The organism is Rhodococcus sp. AH-ZY2 (genome assembly GCF_030916465.1).
Classification (GTDB): Bacteria; Actinomycetota; Actinomycetes; order Mycobacteriales; family Mycobacteriaceae; genus Rhodococcus; species Rhodococcus ruber.
The window spans coordinates 485002-505475 of the sequence record NZ_CP126458.1; the positions used below are offsets into that span (position 1 = coordinate 485002).

Consider the following 20474-nt stretch of genomic DNA (forward strand, 5'->3'; position numbering starts at 1 on the left):
CCCGGGCCGGCTCAGCGCGGGCTGAACCGCCGCAGCCGCAGGCTGTTGCTCACCACGAACACCGAACTGAACGCCATCGCCGCCCCCGCGATCAGCGGGTTGAGCAGCCCGAGCGCCGCGAGCGGGAGGGCCGCGACGTTGTAGGCGAACGCCCAGAACAGGTTGCCCTTGATGGTGCGCAGCGTCGCGCGGGCGAGCCGGATCGCGTCGGGCGCGGCCCGCAGGTCGCCGCGCACGAGGGTCAGGTCGGAGGCCTCGATCGCGACGTCGGTGCCGGTGCCCATCGCGAGCCCGAGGTCGGCCTGGGCGAGGGCGGCCGCGTCGTTGACGCCGTCGCCGATCATGGCGACGACCCGGCCCTCGTTCTGCAGCCTCGCAACCACGTCGACCTTGTCGGCGGGCAGGACCTCGGCGATCACCTCGTCGATGCCGACCTGCGCTGCGACGGTCTCGGCGGCACTGCGGTTGTCGCCGGTGAGCAGTACGGGACGCAGACCGAGTTCGCGCAGCTCCGCGATCGCCGCGGCGGAGGTGTCCTTGATCGTGTCGGAGACGACGACGAGGGCCCGGATGCGTCCGTCCCAGGCGATCCACACCGGTGTGCGGCCCTCGGCCTCGGCCTCGTCGGCGCTGCGCCGCAGCGATTCGGGGGCGGTCAGCGACCACTCGTCACGCAGCCACGACAGTCGGCCCGCGAGCACGGCGTGACCGTCGACGACACCGGAAACGCCCCGCCCACCGTGGTTTTCGAAGCTCTCCACGGGTAGGAGAGCGCCGGTGGCCGCGGCCCGCTCGGCGACGGCGCGCGCGATGGGGTGCTCGGAAGCGTGCTCGAGCGCCCCGGCCAGGCGCAGCGCCTCGCTGTCGTCCTCACCGTCGGCGGTGTGCACGGCCGCGACCGACATGCGGCCGGTGGTGACGGTGCCCGTCTTGTCGAGCACGACGGTGTCGACGCGGCGGGTCGATTCGAGGATCTGCGGTCCCTTTATGAGGATGCCGAGCTGGGCGCCGCGACCGGTGCCGACGAGCAGTGCGGTCGGGGTCGCGAGACCCAGCGCGCAGGGGCACGCGATGATCAGCACCGCGACCGCTGCGGTGAACGCCGCTGTCACCGAGTTGCCGGTGAGCAGCCATGCCGCGAGGGTGAGCAGCGCCAGTCCGATGACGATCGGGACGAACACCGCCGACACCCGGTCGGCGAGCCGCTGCACCTCGGCCTTGCCGTTCTGCGCCTCCGTCACCAGGCGTGCCATCTGGGCGAGCTGGGTGTCGGCGCCGACGCGGGTCGCGCGGACGACGAGGCGGCCTCCGGCGTTGACGGTGGCACCGACGACCTGGTCGCCGGGCCCGACCTCGACCGGCACGGGTTCGCCGGTGAGCATCGATGCGTCGACTGCCGACGTGCCCGAGACGACGACGCCGTCGGTGGCGATCTTCTCGCCGGGCCGCACGACGAACCGGTCGCCGACGGCGAGTCGGCCGATCGGGATCCGGGTTTCGAGGTCACCGTCGCGGAGCACGGCGACATCCTTGGCGCCCATGTCGAGCAGTGCCCGCAGCGCCGCGCCCGACTGCCGCTTGGCGCGGGCCTCGAAGTAGCGTCCCGCCAGGATGAAGGTGGTGACCGCGGCGGCGACCTCGAGGTAGATGTGCGGCTCGGAGCTGCCCGTGGGCAGCAGATCGAACGACATGCGCATGCCGGTCATGCCGGCGTGCGTGAAGAACAGTGCCCACAGCGACCAGAGGTACGCGGCCGTGACGCCGACGGAGATGAGGGTGTCCATCGTGGCGGCGCCGTGCCGGGCATTGGTCCAGGCTGCGCGGTGGAAGGGCAGCGCCCCCCACACCACGACGGGGGAGGCGAGAGTCAGCGTGAGCCACTGCCAGTTGTCGAACTGCAGTGCCGGAATCATCGACAGCAGCACCACCGGCACGGTGAGGACCGCGGAGACGGTCAGGCGCTGCCGCCAGGCCGCCGCCTCGTCGGGTTCGGGGGCGGCCTCGGTGGTCTCCTCGTCCCGCGCCGGGGCGGGGAGGGCGGCGGTGTAGCCGGTCGCCTCGACGGTTGCGACGAGGTCGTCGGGGGCGACCCCCTCCGCGTAGGCGACCTTGGCCTTCTCGGTCGCATAGTTCACGCTGGCGGTCACCCCGTCCATGCGATTGAGCTTCTTCTCGATGCGCGCCGCGCAGGAAGCGCAGGTCATGCCGCCGATCGAGAGTTCTACCTCGTGCACCATTTCACCCGTGGTCATGAGCGGGTCCCTTCTCGAGTCGACGGGTCACTGCGGGGCGAGGCGGTAGTCGCCGGCCTCGTCCAGGGCGGTGGCGACGGCGCCGGCGTCGAGGCCGTCGACGCTGGTCACGGTGACGGTGGAGACACCGCCCGCGACGAGCTCGACGTGGACGTCTTCGACACCGGGCAGGGCGCGCAGTTCCTCGGTGACGGCTCCGGCGCAGTGGCCGCAGGTCATGCCGACGACGGGGAAGGCCTGGGTGTTCATTCGGGGGTCCTCACTGCTCGGTCCGGTCGGTTCGGTGGGGTGGCTGCCGCAGCGGCAGCCGCTGGCCGTGTCGGTCAGGGGCAGGAGCCGGGTCATCGCGATTCTCCTCTGCGTGGGTGCACCCCATTTATACCCCCTAGGGGTATGAACCGCCAGGGCGGGACGTCCTCTTCATCGAATCTTCAGGAATGTCGCGTGCGGCCCGGGTGGGACAAGGCCCGGAAGCGGCGGGCCGGCCCGCTTATCCTGAGAAGCTCCGACAGGACCGACGGCAACATGTGAGGCAACGAGGTGGACGACGCAACTTCGGCCCGCACCCTGTTCCCGGGGCCGGATCCGACCGCGACCGCCCACCGCGATGCCGACTGGGCGGCGACCCAGCTGGGGCCGATCGACACCTGGCCACCCGAACTGACTGCGGCCGTGCGGACCGTCGTCCCGTCCCGGGTACCCATGCTGCTGTGCTGGGGGCCGGACCTCGTTCAAATCTTCAACGACGCCTTCCGGCCCCTCCTCGGCGAGAAGTTCCCCACGGCGGTTGCCCAACCGGTCGCCGAGTGCTGGGCCGAGGTGTGGGACTCCCTCGACCCGCTGTTCGCACAGGCTCGGCGCGGCCGGTCGACCCTCTCGGAGCGGATGGAACTGTCGATCCGTCGTTTCGGATACCTCGAGGAGACCTACTGGACGTATTCCTACAGCCCGGTCCGCGCCGCCGACGGCGCCGTCGCCGGGATCTTCGTCGCCACCACAGACGTCACCGAGCAGGTGCTCGCCGAGCGCCGGGCCGCCGTCCTGCGGGAACTCGGCCAGCTCGCGATGACGGAGACGGCCACCGCCCACGACGCCTGCCGGGCCGCGCTCGGTCTGCTCGGCGGTCACGAGGACGATCTGCCGTTCGGCAGTGCCCACCTGTGCTGCGAGGGGGTGATGGTGACGGTGGCCGAGTTCGGCGCCGCCCCCGGCGTCGTGTCGGACCTGTCGGAAGTGATCGCACGGGTGGCCGGGTCCGGCAAGGCCGAGGCCGTCGCGGACCTCGGTCCCGACCGCGACACCGCGGTGGTCCTGCCCCTCCCGGTCTCCGGGGGCGGCCCGGCCGGTGCACTCGTCCTCGGAACGAGCCGGTTCCGCGAGCTCGACGAGCAGTACCGGGTGTTCCTGGACATGGTCGCGGTCCGCGTGTCCACGGCGCTGTCCGATGCGCAGGCCTACGAGGCCGAACGCCGGCGAGCGGCCGAGCTCGCCGAGCTCGACGCCGCCAAGAGCCGGTTCTTCGAGAACGTCAGCCACGAGTTCCGCACCCCGCTGACCCTGCTCCTCGGCCCGCTGCAGACCCTGCTCGACGAGCACACCGCCGCGTTGCCTCCCGCCCAGGTCGCCGCCGTGGCCGCGGCGCGGCGGGCCGCACTGCGTCTGCAGCGGCTCGTCGACATGCTCCTCGACGTCGCCCGGGGCGACGCCGGCCGGCTCGCCGCGCACAGCGAGCCCACCGACATCGTCGCGGTGACGCGCGACGGAGCCGAGCTGTTCCGGGACGCGGCGGACCTTGCGGGGCTCGCCCTCGAGGTCGACGTCGACGATGTGCCGAGCCGGTACGTGGCCATCGACCGCACGATGTGGACACACATCGTGCTGAACCTGTTGTCCAACGCGATCAAGTTCACCCAGGCGGGATCGGTCTCGGTGACCCTGCGGGGTGACGGGGCGAACCTGGTGCTGCGCGTCGCAGACACGGGCACGGGCATCGCGGAGGCCGAGCGCGGCAAGATCTTCGACCGCTTCTACCAGATCGGCGACCGGTCCGGCCGCAGCCGCGAGGGGTCGGGCATCGGACTGTCCCTCGTCGCGCAGTTCGTCGCCGCCCTGGGTGGTTCGGTGTCCGTCGACGACGTCGCCCCGCACGGGACGGTGTTCACGGTGACGGTGCCCGCGGTGCCGAGCTCCCAGCCGGCGCCCGGCGCCGCGGACGACGTCGTGGCTTCGGCGGGCGCGGCGTACCTGGGAGAGGTCGAGGCGTGGCGGCCCGTCGCGGTGCCCGCAGCCGGCCCGCGCGAGGGACAACCGTGCATCCTCCTCGTCGAGGACAACGCGGACATGCGTGACCACCTTCTCGGTCTGCTCACGGCCCAGGGCTGGCACGTCGACGCCACGGCCGACGCCGAGTCCGCGCTCGAGCGGATCCGGGCCGAGCTTCCCGACCTGCTCCTCACCGACGTCATGCTGCCGGGGCGGAGCGGGTTGTCGCTCCTGCAGGACGTGCGCGACGACGAACGGCTGGCGCGGCTTCCGGTGATCCTGCTCACGGCCCGGGCCGGATCGGAGTCCGCCGTCGAGGGACTGCGAGCCGGTGCCGACGACTACGTCGTCAAGCCGTTCCATCCCAGCGAGCTCACGGCGCGGGTCCGGGTGCACCTGGAGATGTCGCGGCTACGGGAGGAGCTGCTCGCCGCGAGTGCGCACGAGGCCGCCTCGCTCCGGATCGCTTTGGATACCCGGAGTGTCACGAGCCGCGCCGTCGGCCTGCTCATGGCAGCGCACCGGGTCGACGCGGACACCGCATTCGCGCAGCTGTCGGCGATGTCCCAGGCGACGAACGTGAAGGTCCGTACGCTCGCGGCCGAGATCGTCGAGAACTTCACGGCGTCGCTCACCGAGCAGCCGCCTCCGCAGCCGTGACGGACCTGCCCGCGTGCGGCCCTGCCGATTCCGGGTCACCCGGGGTCGGCCGGTAAACTGCGGGGCGTCCGGTGTCCGTCCCCGGGCGCCAGCACTACTACCGAGGAGCAGCACGTGGCTCGTGTCGTCGTCGAAGTCATGCCCAAGGCCGAGATTCTCGATCCGCAGGGCCAGGCCATTGTCGGGGCGCTGTCGCGACTGGGCTTCGCGGGCGTGTCCGACGTCCGTCAGGGAAAGCGCTTCGAGCTCGAGGTCGACGGCAGCGTCGGCGACGCCGAGGTCGAGAAGATCGCCGAGGCGCTGCTGGCCAACACGGTCATCGAGGACTGGACCGTGCGCCGGATCGACGGTGACGCATGAGTGCACGCGTCGGGGTCATCACCTTCCCGGGCACGCTCGACGACATCGATGCGGCCCGCGCCGTCGAACTCGCCGGCGGTGAGGCCGTCAGCCTCTGGCACGGCGACGCCGACCTGAGGGGAGTCGACGCGGTGATCGTGCCCGGTGGCTTCTCCTACGGCGACTACCTGCGCTGCGGCGCCATCGCGCGCTTCGCCCCCGTCATGGGCAAGGTCGTCGAGGCCGCTCGGGGCGGTATGCCGGTGCTCGGCATCTGCAACGGCTTCCAGGTGCTGTGCGAGGCCGGTCTGCTGCCGGGTGCCCTCACCCGCAACGAGGGCCTGCACTTCATCTGCCGCGATCAGTGGCTGAAGGTGGAGTCGAACGACACCGCGTGGACCACCCGTTACGAGGCCGGTGCCGAGATCCTGGTGCCCCTCAAGTCGGGTGAGGGCCGGTTCCAGGCTTCGGAGAAGGTGCTGGACGAACTGGAGGGCGAGGGCCGCGTGGTGTTCCGCTACGCCGGCGACAACCCGAACGGCTCCCAGCGCGGCATCGCGGGCATCTCGTCGGCGAACGGACGCGTCGTCGGTCTGATGCCGCACCCCGAGCACGCCACCGAAGCACTCACGGGCCCCAGCGACGACGGGCTCGGCATGTTCTACAGCGTTCTCGACGCGGTCGTCTCCGCCTGACACCCGTTCGTAGGCAGGGTCAGGTCGAAGCGGGCGCCCCGCCCGGGCCCGTCGCTCGCGGCCGTGAGGTCGCCGCCGTGGGCGCGGGCGAGGCTGCGCGCAATGGTCAGGCCCAGGCCGCTGCCGCCGGGGCTGCGGGCCGGATCGACCCGGTGGAACCGCTCGAACACCGCGTCGAGCTGATCCGCGGGTATGCCGTCGCCCGTGTCGCGCACCCGCACCAGGACGGTCGCCCGGTCCGTGCGCTCGCACGTGACGACCACCCGGCCCCCGGCCGGCGTGTGCCGTAGGGCGTTCTCGAGCAGGTTCGTCAGGATCTGTGCGACCCGCTGCGGATCGAACCGGACCGGCGGCAGCACCTCGGGCGGTTCCGCCTCGAGTCCCACCTGCTTGTCGGCGAACCGCGGGGTCGCGGCCGACACCGACGCCGCCACCGTCGCGGCGAGGTCGCCCTCCTCGGGGTGCAGGTCGAGCGCGTGCTCGTCCGCGGCGGAGAGGTCGGACAGGTCCGACACGAGACGCCGCAATCGGTCGAGCTGATCGTGCATCACCTGCCACGAGGTGGCGTCGGCGGGCAGTACGTCGTCTTCGATGCCTTCGAGGTAGGCCTCGAGCGTCGCGACGGGGGTGCGCAGTTCGTGAGCGAGATCGTCGAGGAGCCGGCGTCGGGAGAGTTCGGTGGTGTAGAGACGGCCTGCCATGTCGGCGAAGGCGTTCTCGAGCCGGGCGAAGTCCGCGTCGCCGGACCGGGTGATCGGCACGTCGTAGCGGCCGCGGGCGACATGGCCCGTGGCCTCGACCAGCCGGCTCACCGGCGCGGTGATGCGGCGCATCAGGACGACGGACGTGATCGCGGCGGCCCCGAGCGCGACGGCCGCCCCGGCGGCGAGCGCGACCGCCCCGGCCTGCGCGAACGCCTCCTCGGTGTGCAGGCGCACCTGCGCGTTCTCCACACCCGCGTGGGCCAGGTGGTAGTGGAACAGCGGGGCGGCCACCAGCGTCGCGACCACGGTGAGTGTCGCCGCCCCGACGAGCAGCACGAGCAACTGCGCGATCAGCAGCCGCCCCCGCAGTCCCAGCCGGTTCACCCCGTGGCCTCCATCGCGTACCCGACTCCGCGCACCGTACGGACGAAGCGGGGGGCGGCGGCGTCGTCGCCGAGCTTGCGGCGCAGCGCACGGATGTGGACGTCGACGATGTGCTCGTCGCCGAACCAGTTCGGCCCCCACACCTCGTCGATGATCTGCCGCCGTGACAGCGCCGCCGACGGTCGATCCGAAAGTGCCAGCAGCACATCGAATTCCGTGCGTGTCAGCGCGACGGGTGCGTCGTCGACCGAGACGGTGCGCGACACCGGATCGACGACGAGCCCGCCGATGCGGCGCGGTGCCTCCGACGCGGTGCCGCTGCGGGGCCGGCGCAGCATCGCCCGTACCCGGGCGACGAGTTCCCTCGGCCCGAAAGGCTTCACGACGTAGTCGTCGGCTCCCACCGACAGGCCGATGACCTTGTCCACCTCGTCGCCCCGGGCGGTGAGCATGAGCACGTACGCGTCGGAGAACGTCCGCAGTTGCCGGCACACCTCGATCCCGTCGAAACCCGGGAGCATCAGGTCGAGCACGACGAGCACCGGATCCGTTCGCCGGGCGAGCGCGACGGCCGTCGGCCCGTCGTGGGCGAGTGCGACCTCGAAGCCCTCCCGTTCGAGATAGCTGGCCACCACCTTCGCCAGGGCTGCTTCGTCGTCGACTACGAGGATGCGCGGGCCGGGGGTGTGCACGCGGCCAGGGTACCCAGCGCTCACGGCCGCCCGTTCCTCGTCGCGGGGCGGGTGCGCAACCGGATGGCTCTGCCCGGCGACCGAGGGGGTGCCTCGCGTGCCGGGCATGCGGGTCATCGCCGCATCCGTCGCGGAGACCGCGCGTCCAGTTCGTCGCGCAGGGTCCGGTAGGTCTCGAGGTCGATCTCGCCGGAGGCGAGCCGCCGATCCAGGATCCGGCGGGCATCGTCGCCGGAATCCGGTGGTGCCGCGGCCCGGATCACCGCCCACACCACCACCCCGGCGAGCAACAGCCAGAACACACCCATCGCGAGGGCCGCGGCCCAGCCCGCGCCGCCGTACCAACCCATCATCGCGCACCTCCTGTGACGAGTGTGCGCGCCGCCGCATGTGGGCGGGCCCTGCGGACGATGAAGTTTCGATGAAGGACCGGCCGGGCCAGGGCCTGCGGCACCGGACCCGGCCGATGCGACGAGTACGTTCGAATCATGTTGTGGAACAAGAGAGTAGTAGCGGCGGCGGCAGCGGTGCCGCTGGCTGTGGTGATCGCGGCGTGTGGCAGCGACGAGCCGCAGCAACAGGCAGGGACGTCGGCCCCGGGCACGTCCCAGACCTCGGCTCCGGCCGCGCAGGCGCAGTTCGCCGACGCGGACGTCGAGTTCCTGCAGGAGATGTACCCCCATCACGCGCAGGCCGTGCAGATGGCCCAGGCCGTGCCCGAGCGCAGCGAGGATCCGCAACTGATCGACCTCGCCGCCCGCATCGAGGCCGCCCAGGAACCCGAGATGGAGCAGATGGAGTCGCTGCTCGCGGAGTGGGGGCAGGAGGCACCGGACGAGGACGGGATGGGGCACGGCGGCATGGGGATGCCCGGCGGCATGCCGGGAATGATGTCCGACGACGAGTGGGATTCCATGATGGGGGCCCGCGGCATGGACTTCGACCGCATGTGGCTGACCATGATGATCGCCCATCACGAGGGTGCGATCGAGATGTCGCAGACCGAGCTGGCCGAGGGAGTGAACCCGGAGGCGCGGCAACTCGCCGAGTCGATCATCGCGACACAGCAGGCGGAGATCGACGAGATGCGCGCCATGCTCGAGCAGTAGTTCCACCGCCGTGACCGAATCGTGACCGCCCCAATCCTTCCATTGATACCCCCTGGGGGTATCAATGGAAGGGTCCACGGAAACGGAAACGGATCGAGGCGAAAGCCATGACACAGCTCGCACACCACGGACACGGGGCCCACACCGCGCCACCCGGAGGGAACGACACCGGGCGCAGCCGGGACCGGCACGCCGGTCACGGGCCGCACGGTGAGATCTTCCGGCGCAGATTCTGGGTGAGCCTGGTCCTCGCGGTTCCGATCGTGGTCTTCAGCGCCATGTTCGCCGACCTGCTCGGCTACCCGCTGCCCGACGCCGCGTGGGCCGGATGGGTCTCGCCCGTCCTGGGCACGGTCGTCTTCGTCTACGGCGGCAGCCCCTTCCTCGTCGGCGGGTGGAACGAGCTGCGCGACCGCCGGCCCGGAATGATGCTGCTCATCGCCATGGCCATCAGCGTCGCGTTCGCGGCGTCCTGGGTGACCACGCTCGGACTGGGCGGGTTCGACCTCGACTTCTGGTGGGAACTGGCGCTGCTGATCGTGATCATGCTGCTCGGGCACTGGCTCGAGATGCGGGCGCTGGGCTCGGCGTCGCGCGCGCTCGACGCCCTGGCCGCGATGCTGCCCGACACGGCCGAGAAGGTGACCGCGGACGGCGTGGTGCCGGTCCCGCTCGGCGACCTCACCGTCGGCGATGTCGCCCTGGTGCGGGCCGGTGCGCGCGTCCCGGCCGACGGGACGGTCGTCGACGGCCGCGCCGAGGTGGACGAGTCGATGATCACCGGTGAGTCCCGCGCCGTGCCCCGCGCCGTCGGCGACACCGTCGTCGCCGGCACGATCGCCACCGACAGTGCACTGCGCGTGCGCATCACCGCGGTGGGGGAGGACACCGCGCTCGCCGGCATCCAGCGCATGGTCGCCGACGCGCAGGCCTCGTCCTCCCGAGCCCAGGCGCTCGCGGACCGGGCCGCCGCCTTCCTCTTCTACTTCGCCACCCTCGCCGGTGTCCTCACCTTCGCCGTGTGGACGCTGCTCGGCAACCTCGACGAGGCCGTCGTCCGTACCGTCACGGTCCTGGTCATCGCGTGCCCGCACGCGCTGGGCCTGGCCATTCCGCTCGTCATCGCGATCTCGACCGAGCGCGCTGCCCGCGCCGGCGTACTCGTCAAGGACCGGCTGTCGCTCGAGCGGATGCGCGGCGTGGACGTCGTCCTGTTCGACAAGACCGGGACCCTCACTCAGGGCCGGCACGTCGTCACCGACGTCGTCGCCACCGCCGGCATCACCGAGGACGACCTGCTGGCCCTGGCGGCCGCCGTCGAATCCGACAGCGAGCACCCCGTCGCCCGCGCCGTCGTTGCGGCCGCCGGAGGCCGGGCCGCGGTGCCGGCGAAGGACTTCCGGTCCCTGCCCGGACGCGGGGTGCGAGCCGTGGTGGACGGGGCCACCGTGTTCGTCGGCGGTCCGGCCGTCCTCGCGGACCTGGGGGCGCACGTTCCCGCCGACGTCGAGGCCGCGACCGGACCCTGGGTCGCGCGCGGGGCGTCGGTGCTGCACGTCGTGCGCGACGGTGCTGTGCTCGGGGCCGTCGCGCTCGAGGACGCGGTGCGCGAGGAGTCGCGGCAGGCGATCGACGCCCTGCACGCACGCGGAGTGAAGGTCGCCATGATCACCGGGGACGCGCTCCAGGTGGCCGACGCCGTCGCCGCCGACCTCGGTATCGACGAGGTGTTCGCGAACGTGCTGCCCGAACACAAGGACGCGAAGGTCGCCGAGCTGCAGGCCCGCGGGCACCGCGTCGCGATGGTCGGCGACGGCGTCAACGACGCGCCGGCCCTGGCCCGCGCCGACGTCGGCATCGCCATCGGCGCGGGCACCGACGTCGCCGTCGAGTCGGCCGGGGTGGTCCTGGCCGCCGACGACCCGCGTGCCGTGCTGTCGGTGATCGCCCTGTCGCAGGCGAGTTTCCGCAAGATGTGGCAGAACCTGGTCTGGGCCACCGGGTACAACATCGTCGCGGTGCCGCTCGCGGCCGGTGTGCTGGCCTTCGCCGGGGTGGTGCTGCCGCCCGCGGTCGCCGCGGTGCTCATGTCGGTGTCCACGATCGTCGTGGCGCTCAACGCGCAGTTGCTGCGCCGGTTGGAGCTGGATCCGGCGAAGATCGCAGCCGGGAGCTGACCCGATCGTCGTCCGGCGTGGCGAGAGAACATGACGAGAAAGGGACCCCGTCGCCGTCCCGATCGGCGGCGGGGCCCCTTCTTCTCCGGTCCGGAGCGGCCCCCAACCGGCTCCGGCCGGCACTGCCGAATCCCCCGATCGGCCGTGCCGGGCACCACTATGCCGCATGTCGCGGTCCGTGTCTCGAGTAGCATTACGCATCTTTCCCCGGGGCTGTCCGGCCTCGGGGCTGTCCGGCCGCCGGGGCGGAACGTGCCCGAGCGCAGCGGTCCGCCGCGAATTCCGCCTTTCCGGGGCACGGGAACGTCCCGGCGTGTCACGCTCGAACCATGAAGACTCGGACTGCTGTGGTGGCGGCGGTCGCCGCCCTCTTCCTCCTCACCTCCTGTGGATCCGACGACGAGACGTCGGCGCCGGCGAGCACGACCCGCCCGGCCGGCAGCGTCGCCTCCAGCGTCGTCGAACGTGCCGTCGACGCGGCGAAGCTGGGGACGTTCGTCGCGACGTTCCGGACGGGATACCCGAACCTGGCCGACGGCAGGGACGATGCCTCCATCGAGGCGATCGTCACCGAAACCTGTCCGTTGATCGACGACGGTGCGAGCGACGAGGAGATCCGCGACAACGTCGCCGAACTGTCCACCAACGGTGCGGTCGCCCCCACCGATCAGCAGGTGGACCGCATCACCCAACTCGTTCGCGCCGCCTGCTGACGGCGTACCCGGTGCCGTTGCGGCGCAACGTTGTCGGCCCCGTCCGTTACCGTCCCGGCCATGGCACTGAACATCGGCATGATCACCTTCGACAGCGCCGACCCCGGTCCGCTCGCCACGTGGTGGGCCGAACAGACCGGCGGCCGGATCGAACAGGACAACGAGGGCTGGTTCTTCGTCGTCGGAATGCCCGGCACTCCACAGAAACTCGGGTTCCAGAAGGTTCCGGATCCGACGCCGGGCAAGAACCGGATCCACCTGGACCTGGTGGCGCCCGACCTCGACGCCGAGGTGAGCCGGCTCGTCGAGGCGGGTGCGAGCGAGGTGCACCGCCAGGACATGGGCGGGTTCCGGTGGGTGACGCTCGCCGACCCGGACGGCAACCAGTTCTGCGTGGCGAGCACCCCCTGAGGTCTGTCGGAAGAGCGTCGAGGTTCTCCGGAAGAGCGTTGACGTCTCACCCTTCTCGGGGCGGCACGCCCATCGAGGCGGCATGCTCGCGCAGGTACTCGCGCAGGTAGGGCATGGTGAATTCGAGCCGGCCGTAGCCGGCGGGTTCGACGAGTTCGGCGTTGATCAACCGGAGCCGGTACTGGCTGGCGTAGGTGCCGTTCACGCCGAGGCGTCGTGCGACGTCGCCGATCCGGCTGGGACCGTCGTCGACCGCCATGGCGACGAGGAAGCTGCGGTCGATCTGCGACAGATCGGCCAGGCTCGGCTCGAGCACGAGCGAGCCGATCCGCCGGCGGGCGGCCGCGATGCCGTCGGCGACATCCTCGGCGGTGATGTGTTCCCGGTCCGGACGGCGGCGCCACACGTTGTGGCCCACCAGCTGGATCAGGAAGGGATATCCGCCGGTGGCGGCCGCGGCCGTGCGGCACTGCTCGTCCGCGATCGAGCGTCCCGACTCCTCGACGGGGACGCGGATCGCCTCGGCGACGTCGTCGAGGGACACGGGGCCGAGGACGTGCCGGTCGGCGCGGCGCAGGAACGTGACGACGTCGTCGCTCAGCAGGTCGCTCACCGCGGCCGGGAGGCCGGCGCCGACGAACGCCAGCTCCCGCTCCTCCCGGAACGCGTGCTGGACGACGGCGCCGAGCTCGCGCAGGTCGCCACTGCGCCGGCGGTGCATCTCGTCGACGCTGATCAGCAGCCCGGTGCCGTGGCCGGCCAGGATGCCGGTCAGCTCCTCGAGCTGCCGGCGCAAGCCGGCCTCGGGCCGGCCCTCCGCGACGTCGGTCCAGCTCACCGAGACCCCGGCGACGGACCCGCCGGTCAGCCGGCGCCGGGCCGGTGGGTCGCGATGCTCGTGCAGCAGCCGGGGCAGGTGCTCGCGGGTGAGCCGGTCGACGAGCCCGGGGGTGGCGGTCTCGGAGATCACCAGCCAGCCCCGGCGGCGGGCCTGCTCCTCGGCCTGGTTGAGCATCACGGTCTTCCCGACCCCGCGTGCACCGGTGTAGAGGGTGGCGCGTCCGGGCGCGCCCGGACCGTCGTCGAGCGAGGCGCCGAAGTCCTCCACCAGGTCGCCGCGCCCCACGAGCAGGGGCGGCGTCACCCCGAACGACGGTCTGAACGGGTTCCGCACCCGGCCAGCCTAGCTGGATTTTTAGCTCCTTTTAGTTCTTTTGGTGCTTTTAGCGGTGTATAGCGGTGCGGGCGGTGCGAGGATGCACCCATGCCTACGACTACCGCCGCCGACGCTCAGGGCCTGTGCAACTTCGTGGATCTGTCGCCGTCGCCGTTCCACGTGTGCGCAACCGTCGCCGCCGCTCTCGCCGACGCGGGCTTCACGCAGCTCACCGAGACCGAGGTGTGGCCGAGCGAGCCCGGCCGCTACTACCTGCTGCGGGGCGGTTCGCTGATCGCGTGGAGCACCGAAGGCGCCGACGGCGACCCCGCCCGCCCGTTCCGGATCGTGGGCGGGCACACCGACAGCCCCAACCTGCGGGTCAAGCAGCATCCGGACCTCACCTCGGCGGGCTGGCAGCTGGTCGGCCTCGAACCGTACGGGGGAGCCTGGCTGAACTCGTGGCTGGACCGCGATCTCGGCATCTCCGGCCGGCTCACCGTACGGACCGGCACCGGGGCCGAGGACGTCCTCGTGCGCGTCGATCGGCCGATCCTGCGCGTGCCGCAACTCGCCATCCACCTGTCGGAGGACCGCAAGGGCGTGCAACTGGATCCGCAGCGCCACGTGAACGCCGTGTGGGGAGTGGGCACCGCGCCGCGGTCCTTCCTCGCCTTCCTCGCGGAGGCCGTCGAGGTGGAGGCCGACGCGATCCTGGGCTGGGAGCTGATGACCCACGATCTCGCCCCGTCCACCCTGATCGGGGCGGATGCGGACCTGCTCAGCGCGCCGCGCCTGGACAACCAGGGCACCTGCTACGCCGGGACCGCGGCGCTGCTCGCGGCCGTCGGCCACGTCGCCGGGAACGGTGGCCCGGCGCCGGTGCTCGCGCTGTTCGACCACGAGGAGGTCGGCAGCATGTCCGACCGCGGGGCGTTCTCCGACCTGTTGACCACCGTGCTCGAACGGGTCGTGCTGGCCCGGGGCGGCGGCCGCGAGGACTTCCTCCGGACGATGGCCGGCTCGGTGGTGGCCTCCGGAGACATGGCTCATGCCACCCACCCGAACTACCCCGACCGCCACGAGCCCGCCCACCGCATCGCGGTGAACGGCGGCCCCGTGCTCAAGGTCAACCAGAACCTGCGCTACGCCACCGACGCCGCCGGCGCCGCTGCCTTCGCGCTCGCCTGCGAGCAGGCCGGAGTGCCGTTGCAGCGCTACGTGCATCGCGCCGACCTGCCGTGCGGTTCGACGATCGGCCCCATCACCGCCTCCCGGACCGGACTGACGACCGTCGACGTCGGGGCCCCGCAGCTCGCGATGCACTCGGCGCGCGAACTCATGGGAACGAAGGACGTCACCGCGTACGCCCGCGCGCTCGAGGCGTTCCTCACTCCGCCCAACTGACCGGCACGGTGCGGCATCCGGTGCCAGACTGAGGGGACAACACGCCCGACCGCGAACGGTGGTGATCCTGTGACCGGCCCGTCGTTCCCCGACCATCTGCTGACCCTCGCCGAATGGGCGGAACTGCCCGAGTACGAACAGTTCCACGTCGAGGTCTGCGAGGGGGTCCTGTCGGCGTCGCCGCGGCCCGGGTACCTGCACCAGCACGTCGCGTTCGGGCTGGTCGCCCAGCTCGCCGACCAGCTGCCGAAGGAACTCGCCGTGCTCGGCGACGTGGAGGTGCTGCTCACCGAGACCCCGCTGACGGTGCGCTGCCCGGACGGCATCGTCGTCGACCGCGCACTGGTGGATGCCGATCCGGACCGCGCGACGGGGACCGACGTCCGGCTGGTGGTGGAGGTCATGGCCGAGGGCTCCGTCCGCACCGACCGCGTCACCAAGTTCTCCGAGTACGCCGAGGCCCGTATCCCCGTGTACTGGATGATCGACCTCGTCGAGCCCGCCACGCTCGGGGTGTTCGTGCTCGACGACGGGTGGTATCGCTACGAGGGCGAGTACACGGGCAAGGTGACGCTCCCGGTCGCGGGGCACCGCGTGAGCGTGGACCTCGACGCCTTGACGGCGGTGCGGCCGCCCCAGCGGTCCGCACCGGTGGACGGAGCCGGGCGTGCACCCGGATAGACTGGCCGCGGCAGCGCGCGCCCGGCCTGCCGTTTCGATCCCAGAGTGAAGGGACCCGACGCCCAGTGTCACCGCAGGTGGATACCGTCACCCACGCCGCCGAAACCCCCGAAGTCGCCCAGCCCTTCCGTGAGCTGGGACTGAAGGACGACGAGTACGCCCGCATCCGGGAGATCCTGGGCCGTCGTCCCACGGATGCCGAGCTGGCCATGTACTCGGTGATGTGGTCCGAGCACTGCTCCTACAAGTCCTCCAAGGTGCACCTGCGGTACTTCGGGGAGACCACCACCGACGAGATGCGGGCCTCGATGCTCGCGGGCATCGGTGAGAACGCCGGCGTCGTCGACATCGGCGACGGCTGGGCGGTCACCTTCAAGGTCGAGTCCCACAACCATCCGTCCTACGTCGAGCCGTACCAGGGTGCCGCGACCGGTGTCGGCGGCATCGTCCGCGACATCATGGCGATGGGTGCCCGTCCGATCGCGGTCATGGACCAGTTGCGCTTCGGCGCCGCGGACGCGCCCGACACCCGGCGCGTCGTCGACGGCGTGGTCCGCGGCATCGGTGGGTACGGCAACTCCCTCGGCCTGCCCAACGTCGGCGGCGAAACCGTCTTCGACGCCTCCTATGCCGGCAACCCCCTGGTCAATGCGCTGTGTGCCGGGGCGATGCGCACGGAGGACCTGCACCTGGCGTTCGCGTCGGGCACGGGCAACAAGATCATCCTGTTCGGCGCGCGCACGGGCCTCGACGGCATCGGCGGCGTGTCCGTCCTGGCGTCGGAGACCTTCGACGGTGACGAATCCGGTTCCGGACAGGAAGCCGGCCCCTCGAAGTCCCGCAAGAAGCTGCCGGCGGTGCAGGTGGGGGATCCGTTCACCGAGAAGGTGCTCATCGAGTGCTGCCTCGACCTCTACCGCGAGAAGCTCGTCGTCGGCATCCAGGACCTCGGCGGCGCCGGCCTCGCCTGCGCGACCTCCGAGCTGGCCGCCGCCGGCGACGGCGGCATGCACGTCGCGCTCGAGCGGGTTCCGATGCGCGCGACCGGCATGACCCCCGCCGAGGTGCTCTCGAGCGAGTCCCAGGAGCGCATGTGCGCCGTCGTGACCCCGGAGAACGTCGACGCCTTCATGGCCGTGTGCAAGAAGTGGGACGTGCTGGCCACCGTGATCGGCGAGGTCACCGACGGCGACCGGCTCGTCATCGACTGGCACGGTGAGACCGTCGTCGACGTGCCGCCGCGCACCGTCGCGCACGAGGGCCCGGTGTACCACCGCCCGGTGCAGCGCCCGGAGTCCCAGGACTCGCTCGTCGCGGACACCACTGCGGGGCTGAAGCGGCCGCAGACGCCCGAGGAACTGAAGGCGACCCTGCTGAAGATGATCGGCTCGCCGCAGCTGTGCAGCCGCAAGTGGATCACCGAGCAGTACGACCGCTACGTCCGCGGCAACACGGTGCTCGCCGAGCACGCCGACGCGGGCGTGATCCGCGTCGACGAGCAGACCGGCCGCGGGATCGCGCTCGCCACCGACGCTTCGGGCCGCTACACCCAGCTCGACCCGTACGCCGGCGCGCAGCTCGCCCTCGCCGAGGCCTACCGCAACGTCGCCGTCACCGGTGCCACCCCGAAGGCCGTGTCCAACTGCCTGAACTTCGGCTCGCCCGAGGATCCGGGCGTGATGTGGCAGTTCCAGCAGGCCGTGCGCGGTCTCGCCGACGGGTGCGCGCAGCTCGGCATTCCCGTCACCGGCGGCAACGTCAGCTTCTACAACCAGACCGGGGCCACTCCGATCCTGCCGACCCCGGTCGTCGCCGTGCTCGGCGTGATCGACGACGTGCACCGCCGCATCCCCACCGGCCTCGGCCTCGAGCCGGGCGAGACGCTCATCCTGCTGGGGGAGACCCGCGACGAGTTCGACGGCTCGATCTGGGCGCAGGTCGAGCACGATCACCTCGGTGGCGTCCCGCCGAAGGTCGACCTCGAGCGGGAGCGGCTGCTCGCCGAGATCCTCACCGCCGCCTCGCGCGACGGCCTGGTCTCCGCCGCCCACGACCTGTCCGAGGGCGGTCTCGCGCAGGCGGTCGTCGAGGCCGCGCTGGCCGGCGAGACCGGCTGCCGGATCCTGCTGCCGGAGGACGCGGACCCGTTCGTGACCCTGTTCTCCGAGTCCGCCGGCCGGGTGCTGGTGGCGGTGCCGCGCACCGAGGAGACCCGCTTCACCGGCATGTGCACGGCGCGCGACATGCCGTGGGTGCGGATCGGGGTCGTCGACGAGGGCTCCGACTCCGTCGAGGTGCAGGGTCTGTTCTCGGTCACGACGGCCGAACTGCGCGAGGTCTACGAGGGCACACTTCCGGCGTTGTTCGGGTGAGCGATGGTCGGTTCCCAGGTCGATCGGCTGGCGTCGATAGAGGCCCGGCAGGGCCGGATCATCGACGCGGTCACCGAATTCGGTGACCGCCACCCCCATACCGCCCAGGTGTGGGGGGCGCTGAGCCTGGATTTCACCGGCATCGCCTTCGCGGCCCTGTTCTTCTGCTGGTCGCTGACTCCGTCGCTGCTGCCTCGCGACTGGTTGTTCCAGGGGCTGATCGGCGGCATCAACGTCGCCATCGGCTACGGGGTGGGATGTGCCGTCGGCTGGGCCGGCAACCGGCTGCTGGCGAAGCGGCCGTGGTGGCCACCGCCGCTGCCCGTGCTGCGGGCGATCAAGGTGGCGGTCCCGGTCGCCGCCGTGCTCGCGTCGCTGGTGGCGCTGGTGTTCGCGTCGCGGCAGCAACGCCAGCTGGCCGCGCTGATGAACGCCGAGGGCACCACGACCAGCGGGTATCTGCGGACCCTGGTGCTCGCCGCCGCCGTCGCGCTCACCCTGATCGCCACCTGGCGCGGCCTGCGCGAACTCGCGGGGATCGTCGCGTGGCAGCTGGTGCGGCGTCTGCGCATTCCGCCGGGGGCCGCGCGTTCGCTCGGTGCGCTGCTGGTGGTGCTGGTGGTGTTCATGCTCATCGACGGTGTGCTGGCCCGGGGCGCCTACGCGGGACTGAACTGGGTGTTCGGCATCCGCAACAACGAGACCCGGCCGGGAGTCACGCAGCCGCTCGTGCCCGAGAAGTCCGGGAGCCCCGAGTCGTTCGCGGCGTGGGACACCCTCGGCTACCAGGGGCGCGACTTCGTCGGCCGAGGTCTCGACGCCGCCGAGCTGACCGCGATCAACGGTGCCCCGGCCCGGGAACCGATCCGGGTCTACGCGGGACTCGAGACCGCCGACACCCCCGAGGCGCGTGCCGACGTCGTGATCGACGAGCTCGAACGCACCGATGCGTTCGACCGCGAGGTGCTCGTGATCATCCCGACCACCGGAACGGGATGGGTCAATCCGACCGCGGCGATGATGATGGAACTCGTCCACAACGGCGACGTCGCCCTCGTCGCGTGGCAGTACTCGTACATGCCGAGCTGGATCTCCTTCCTCGCCGACCGTGAGAAGGCCGCGGCCGCCGGCGACATGCTCATCGATCGGGTTCACAACCGGTGGCTCGCCCAGTCCGCCGAGCATCGGCCGGAGCTGTATGTGTACGGGGAGAGCCTCGGAACCCAGTCGGGGGAGGGCGCTTTCGGCACGGTTGCCGCGATCCGCGACACCGTCGACGGCGTCCTGTGGGTCGGCCCGCCCAACTCGAACCGCCTGTGGCGCCAGCTCGTCGACCGCCGAGACCCGGGCACGACCGAGGTCGAACCGGTGTACGCGGACGGCCTGGTGGTGCGCTTCGCCGACGACCGCGCGTCGATCGGGGAGCCCGACACCCCGTGGCTGTTCCCCCGGATCCTGTACCTGCAGCACGCGTCCGATCCGGTGGTGTGGTGGTCCCCGGACCTGATCGTCAGCCGGCCGGACTGGCTGTCCGAACCGCCCGGCCCCGACCGGCTTCCGCAGATGCGCTGGTTCCCGTTCGTGACCTTCTGGCAGGTCTCGGCGGATCTGACCAACGCCGCCGGGGTGCCCGACGGGCACGGTCACAACTACGGCACCACGGTGCTCGACGGCTGGATCGCGGTCACTGCGCCCGACGGCTGGACCGAGGCCGACACCGAGCGGGTGCGGTTCGCGCTGACCGTCATCGACGATCTGCAGGGACCGGAGAAGTGAGCCGGCCGGGACGGAGTCACCGCCGGCCGTGGCTCGGTCCGGCGGTCGCCGCGGCGGTCGTGGGCTGGGGCGCGGTGCTGCCTGCCACCCGGATCGGGCCGCGCGGGCGCGCCGTGCTCTCGGCGACCGTCGGCACCGCCGCGGTGTTCGCGGCCCGGGCCGCGGGCGTCGAGCGGGGCATGCTGGGACTGGATCCGCGGCATCTCGTGTCCGGCGCGCGGTGGGGTCTGGCCGCCGCCGCCGTCCCGCTGGCCGCGTACGCAGGCATGCTCGCCGTCCCGTCGCTGCGGGCCCGGCTCGTCGACGAAGCCCGTGCCGAACGCGAGGACTTCTACGAATGGGTGGGGCTGCACATTCCGTTCGGCACCGTCGCCGCCGAGGAGCTGCTGTTCCGCAGCGTTCTCACGGCGCTGCTCGGTCCGGGCACGGCGGGGTCCGGTCTGCACGCGGCGGCGTTCGGGCTGTGGCACGTGCAGCCCGCACGGGACGCCGGTCATCACGTGCTCGGCACGGTGCTCGTCACCGGACTCTCGGCGGTGGTCTTCGACCGGCTGCGCCGCCGCAGCGGCAGCGTCCTCGCACCTGCCCTGCTGCACCTGGCACTCAACGTCGGCGGGGCCGTGGCGGTGCGGCTGGCGGGACTGCCCGCCGAGGACGACGACGCCGCCCGGCGTAGCTAGGCTG

General features: G+C 71.7%; 18 protein-coding genes. 12 read left to right on the forward strand and 6 right to left on the reverse strand.

Annotation, left to right across the window (positions count from 1 at the left end):
* Positions 1–11 precede the first annotated feature (11 nt).
* Both QNA09_RS03165 and QNA09_RS03170 read right to left on the reverse strand, forming a co-directional pair.
* Positions 12–2252: a cation-translocating P-type ATPase gene (locus QNA09_RS03165; RefSeq protein WP_119699458.1), complete on the reverse strand. Its 2241-nt coding sequence runs from the start codon at positions 2250–2252 to the stop codon at positions 12–14.
* Positions 2253–2279: 27 nt separating this feature from the next.
* The gene (locus QNA09_RS03170) at positions 2280–2597 is read right to left on the reverse strand and encodes a heavy-metal-associated domain-containing protein (protein WP_193788695.1); all 318 of its coding nucleotides are present in this window, start codon (positions 2595–2597) and stop codon (positions 2280–2282) included.
* Between the two features lie 195 nt (positions 2598–2792).
* Here QNA09_RS03170 and QNA09_RS03175 point away from each other — a divergent pair, with 195 nt between their 5' ends.
* The 3 genes from QNA09_RS03175 to purQ all read left to right on the forward strand — a co-directional run bounded on the left by QNA09_RS03175 (position 2793) and on the right by purQ (position 6208).
* Positions 2793–5174, forward strand: a complete 2382-nt coding sequence (locus tag QNA09_RS03175; RefSeq protein ID WP_119699459.1) for an ATP-binding protein — start codon at positions 2793–2795, stop codon at positions 5172–5174.
* A 114-nt stretch (positions 5175–5288) separates the two neighbouring features.
* Positions 5289–5534: a phosphoribosylformylglycinamidine synthase subunit PurS gene (gene purS, locus QNA09_RS03180; protein ID WP_003936546.1), complete on the forward strand. Its 246-nt coding sequence runs from the start codon at positions 5289–5291 to the stop codon at positions 5532–5534.
* A complete protein-coding gene (gene purQ, locus QNA09_RS03185; RefSeq protein WP_003936545.1) occupies positions 5531–6208 on the forward strand; it encodes a phosphoribosylformylglycinamidine synthase subunit PurQ in 678 nt (225 codons plus the stop codon). The genes purS and purQ overlap by 4 nt, the downstream gene beginning before the upstream one ends.
* Here purQ and QNA09_RS03190 read toward each other — a convergent pair.
* From QNA09_RS03190 to QNA09_RS03200, 3 genes are read right to left on the reverse strand one after another with little or no spacing between them, the layout of a single operon-like run.
* Positions 6175–7296: a cell wall metabolism sensor histidine kinase WalK gene (locus QNA09_RS03190; RefSeq protein ID WP_010593837.1), complete on the reverse strand. Its 1122-nt coding sequence runs from the start codon at positions 7294–7296 to the stop codon at positions 6175–6177. The two genes, purQ and QNA09_RS03190, sit on opposite strands and share 34 nt — an antisense overlap.
* On the reverse strand, positions 7293–8105 hold the full coding sequence (locus QNA09_RS03195; RefSeq protein ID WP_010593838.1) for a response regulator transcription factor: 813 nt from the start codon (positions 8103–8105) through the stop codon (positions 7293–7295). Before QNA09_RS03195 ends, QNA09_RS03190 begins: the two co-directional genes overlap by 4 nt.
* Positions 8102–8341, reverse strand: a complete 240-nt coding sequence (locus tag QNA09_RS03200; RefSeq protein WP_010593839.1) for a hypothetical protein — start codon at positions 8339–8341, stop codon at positions 8102–8104. The genes QNA09_RS03195 and QNA09_RS03200 overlap by 4 nt, the downstream gene beginning before the upstream one ends.
* Before the next feature lie 174 nt (positions 8342–8515).
* On the opposite strand from QNA09_RS03200, the gene QNA09_RS03205 reads away from it, so the two are divergent.
* From QNA09_RS03205 to QNA09_RS03220, 4 genes are all read left to right on the forward strand, one after another.
* On the forward strand, positions 8516–9097 hold the full coding sequence (locus QNA09_RS03205; protein WP_010593840.1) for a DUF305 domain-containing protein: 582 nt from the start codon (positions 8516–8518) through the stop codon (positions 9095–9097).
* A gap of 107 nt (positions 9098–9204) precedes the next feature.
* Entirely contained in the window at positions 9205–11274 is a 2070-nt protein-coding gene (locus QNA09_RS03210) for a copper-translocating P-type ATPase (RefSeq protein ID WP_119699460.1), read from the forward strand.
* Between the two features lie 347 nt (positions 11275–11621).
* Complete coding sequence (locus QNA09_RS03215; protein ID WP_010593842.1) at positions 11622–11987, forward strand: hypothetical protein; 366 nt, start codon at positions 11622–11624, stop codon at positions 11985–11987.
* Between the two features lie 60 nt (positions 11988–12047).
* The gene (locus tag QNA09_RS03220) at positions 12048–12398 is read left to right on the forward strand and encodes a VOC family protein (protein WP_010593843.1); all 351 of its coding nucleotides are present in this window, start codon (positions 12048–12050) and stop codon (positions 12396–12398) included.
* Between the two features lie 46 nt (positions 12399–12444).
* Here the strand turns inward: QNA09_RS03220 and QNA09_RS03225 are convergent, their stop codons facing one another.
* A complete protein-coding gene (locus QNA09_RS03225) occupies positions 12445–13542 on the reverse strand; it encodes an ATP-binding protein (RefSeq protein ID WP_244213227.1) in 1098 nt (365 codons plus the stop codon).
* A 120-nt stretch (positions 13543–13662) separates the two neighbouring features.
* On the opposite strand from QNA09_RS03225, the gene QNA09_RS03230 reads away from it, so the two are divergent.
* The 5 genes from QNA09_RS03230 (at position 13663) to QNA09_RS03250 (ending at position 20470) form a co-directional block, all read left to right on the forward strand.
* On the forward strand, positions 13663–14961 hold the full coding sequence (locus QNA09_RS03230; RefSeq protein WP_010593846.1) for a M18 family aminopeptidase: 1299 nt from the start codon (positions 13663–13665) through the stop codon (positions 14959–14961).
* A gap of 69 nt (positions 14962–15030) precedes the next feature.
* Positions 15031–15642 carry a Uma2 family endonuclease gene (locus tag QNA09_RS03235; protein ID WP_010593847.1) on the forward strand — a complete coding sequence of 204 codons (612 nt, stop codon included), beginning with the start codon at positions 15031–15033 and terminating at the stop codon, positions 15640–15642.
* Positions 15643–15707: 65 nt separating this feature from the next.
* Complete coding sequence (purL, locus tag QNA09_RS03240) at positions 15708–18014, forward strand: phosphoribosylformylglycinamidine synthase subunit PurL (protein WP_010593848.1); 2307 nt, start codon at positions 15708–15710, stop codon at positions 18012–18014.
* Positions 18015–18017: 3 nt separating this feature from the next.
* Complete coding sequence (locus QNA09_RS03245) at positions 18018–19790, forward strand: alpha/beta-hydrolase family protein (protein WP_119699462.1); 1773 nt, start codon at positions 18018–18020, stop codon at positions 19788–19790.
* Entirely contained in the window at positions 19787–20470 is a 684-nt protein-coding gene (locus tag QNA09_RS03250) for a CPBP family intramembrane glutamic endopeptidase (protein WP_010593850.1), read from the forward strand. Before QNA09_RS03245 ends, QNA09_RS03250 begins: the two co-directional genes overlap by 4 nt.
* The last annotated feature ends 4 nt before the right edge of the window (positions 20471–20474 follow it).

Coding starts and splice junctions, on each gene's coding strand:
- QNA09_RS03210 (WP_119699460.1), top strand. CDS start 9,205: ATGACACAGCTCGCACACCACGGACACGGGGCCCACACCGCGCCACCC.
- QNA09_RS03195 (WP_010593838.1), bottom strand. CDS start 8,105: ATGACCCGCATGCCCGGCACGCGAGGCACCCCCTCGGTCGCCGGGCAG.
- purQ (WP_003936545.1), top strand. CDS start 5,531: ATGAGTGCACGCGTCGGGGTCATCACCTTCCCGGGCACGCTCGACGAC.
- QNA09_RS03165 (WP_119699458.1), bottom strand. CDS start 2,252: ATGACCACGGGTGAAATGGTGCACGAGGTAGAACTCTCGATCGGCGGC.
- QNA09_RS03230 (WP_010593846.1), top strand. CDS start 13,663: ATGCCTACGACTACCGCCGCCGACGCTCAGGGCCTGTGCAACTTCGTG.
- QNA09_RS03170 (WP_193788695.1), bottom strand. CDS start 2,597: ATGACCCGGCTCCTGCCCCTGACCGACACGGCCAGCGGCTGCCGCTGC.
- QNA09_RS03200 (WP_010593839.1), bottom strand. CDS start 8,341: ATGATGGGTTGGTACGGCGGCGCGGGCTGGGCCGCGGCCCTCGCGATG.
- QNA09_RS03220 (WP_010593843.1), top strand. CDS start 12,048: ATGGCACTGAACATCGGCATGATCACCTTCGACAGCGCCGACCCCGGT.
- QNA09_RS03245 (WP_119699462.1), top strand. CDS start 18,018: ATGGTCGGTTCCCAGGTCGATCGGCTGGCGTCGATAGAGGCCCGGCAG.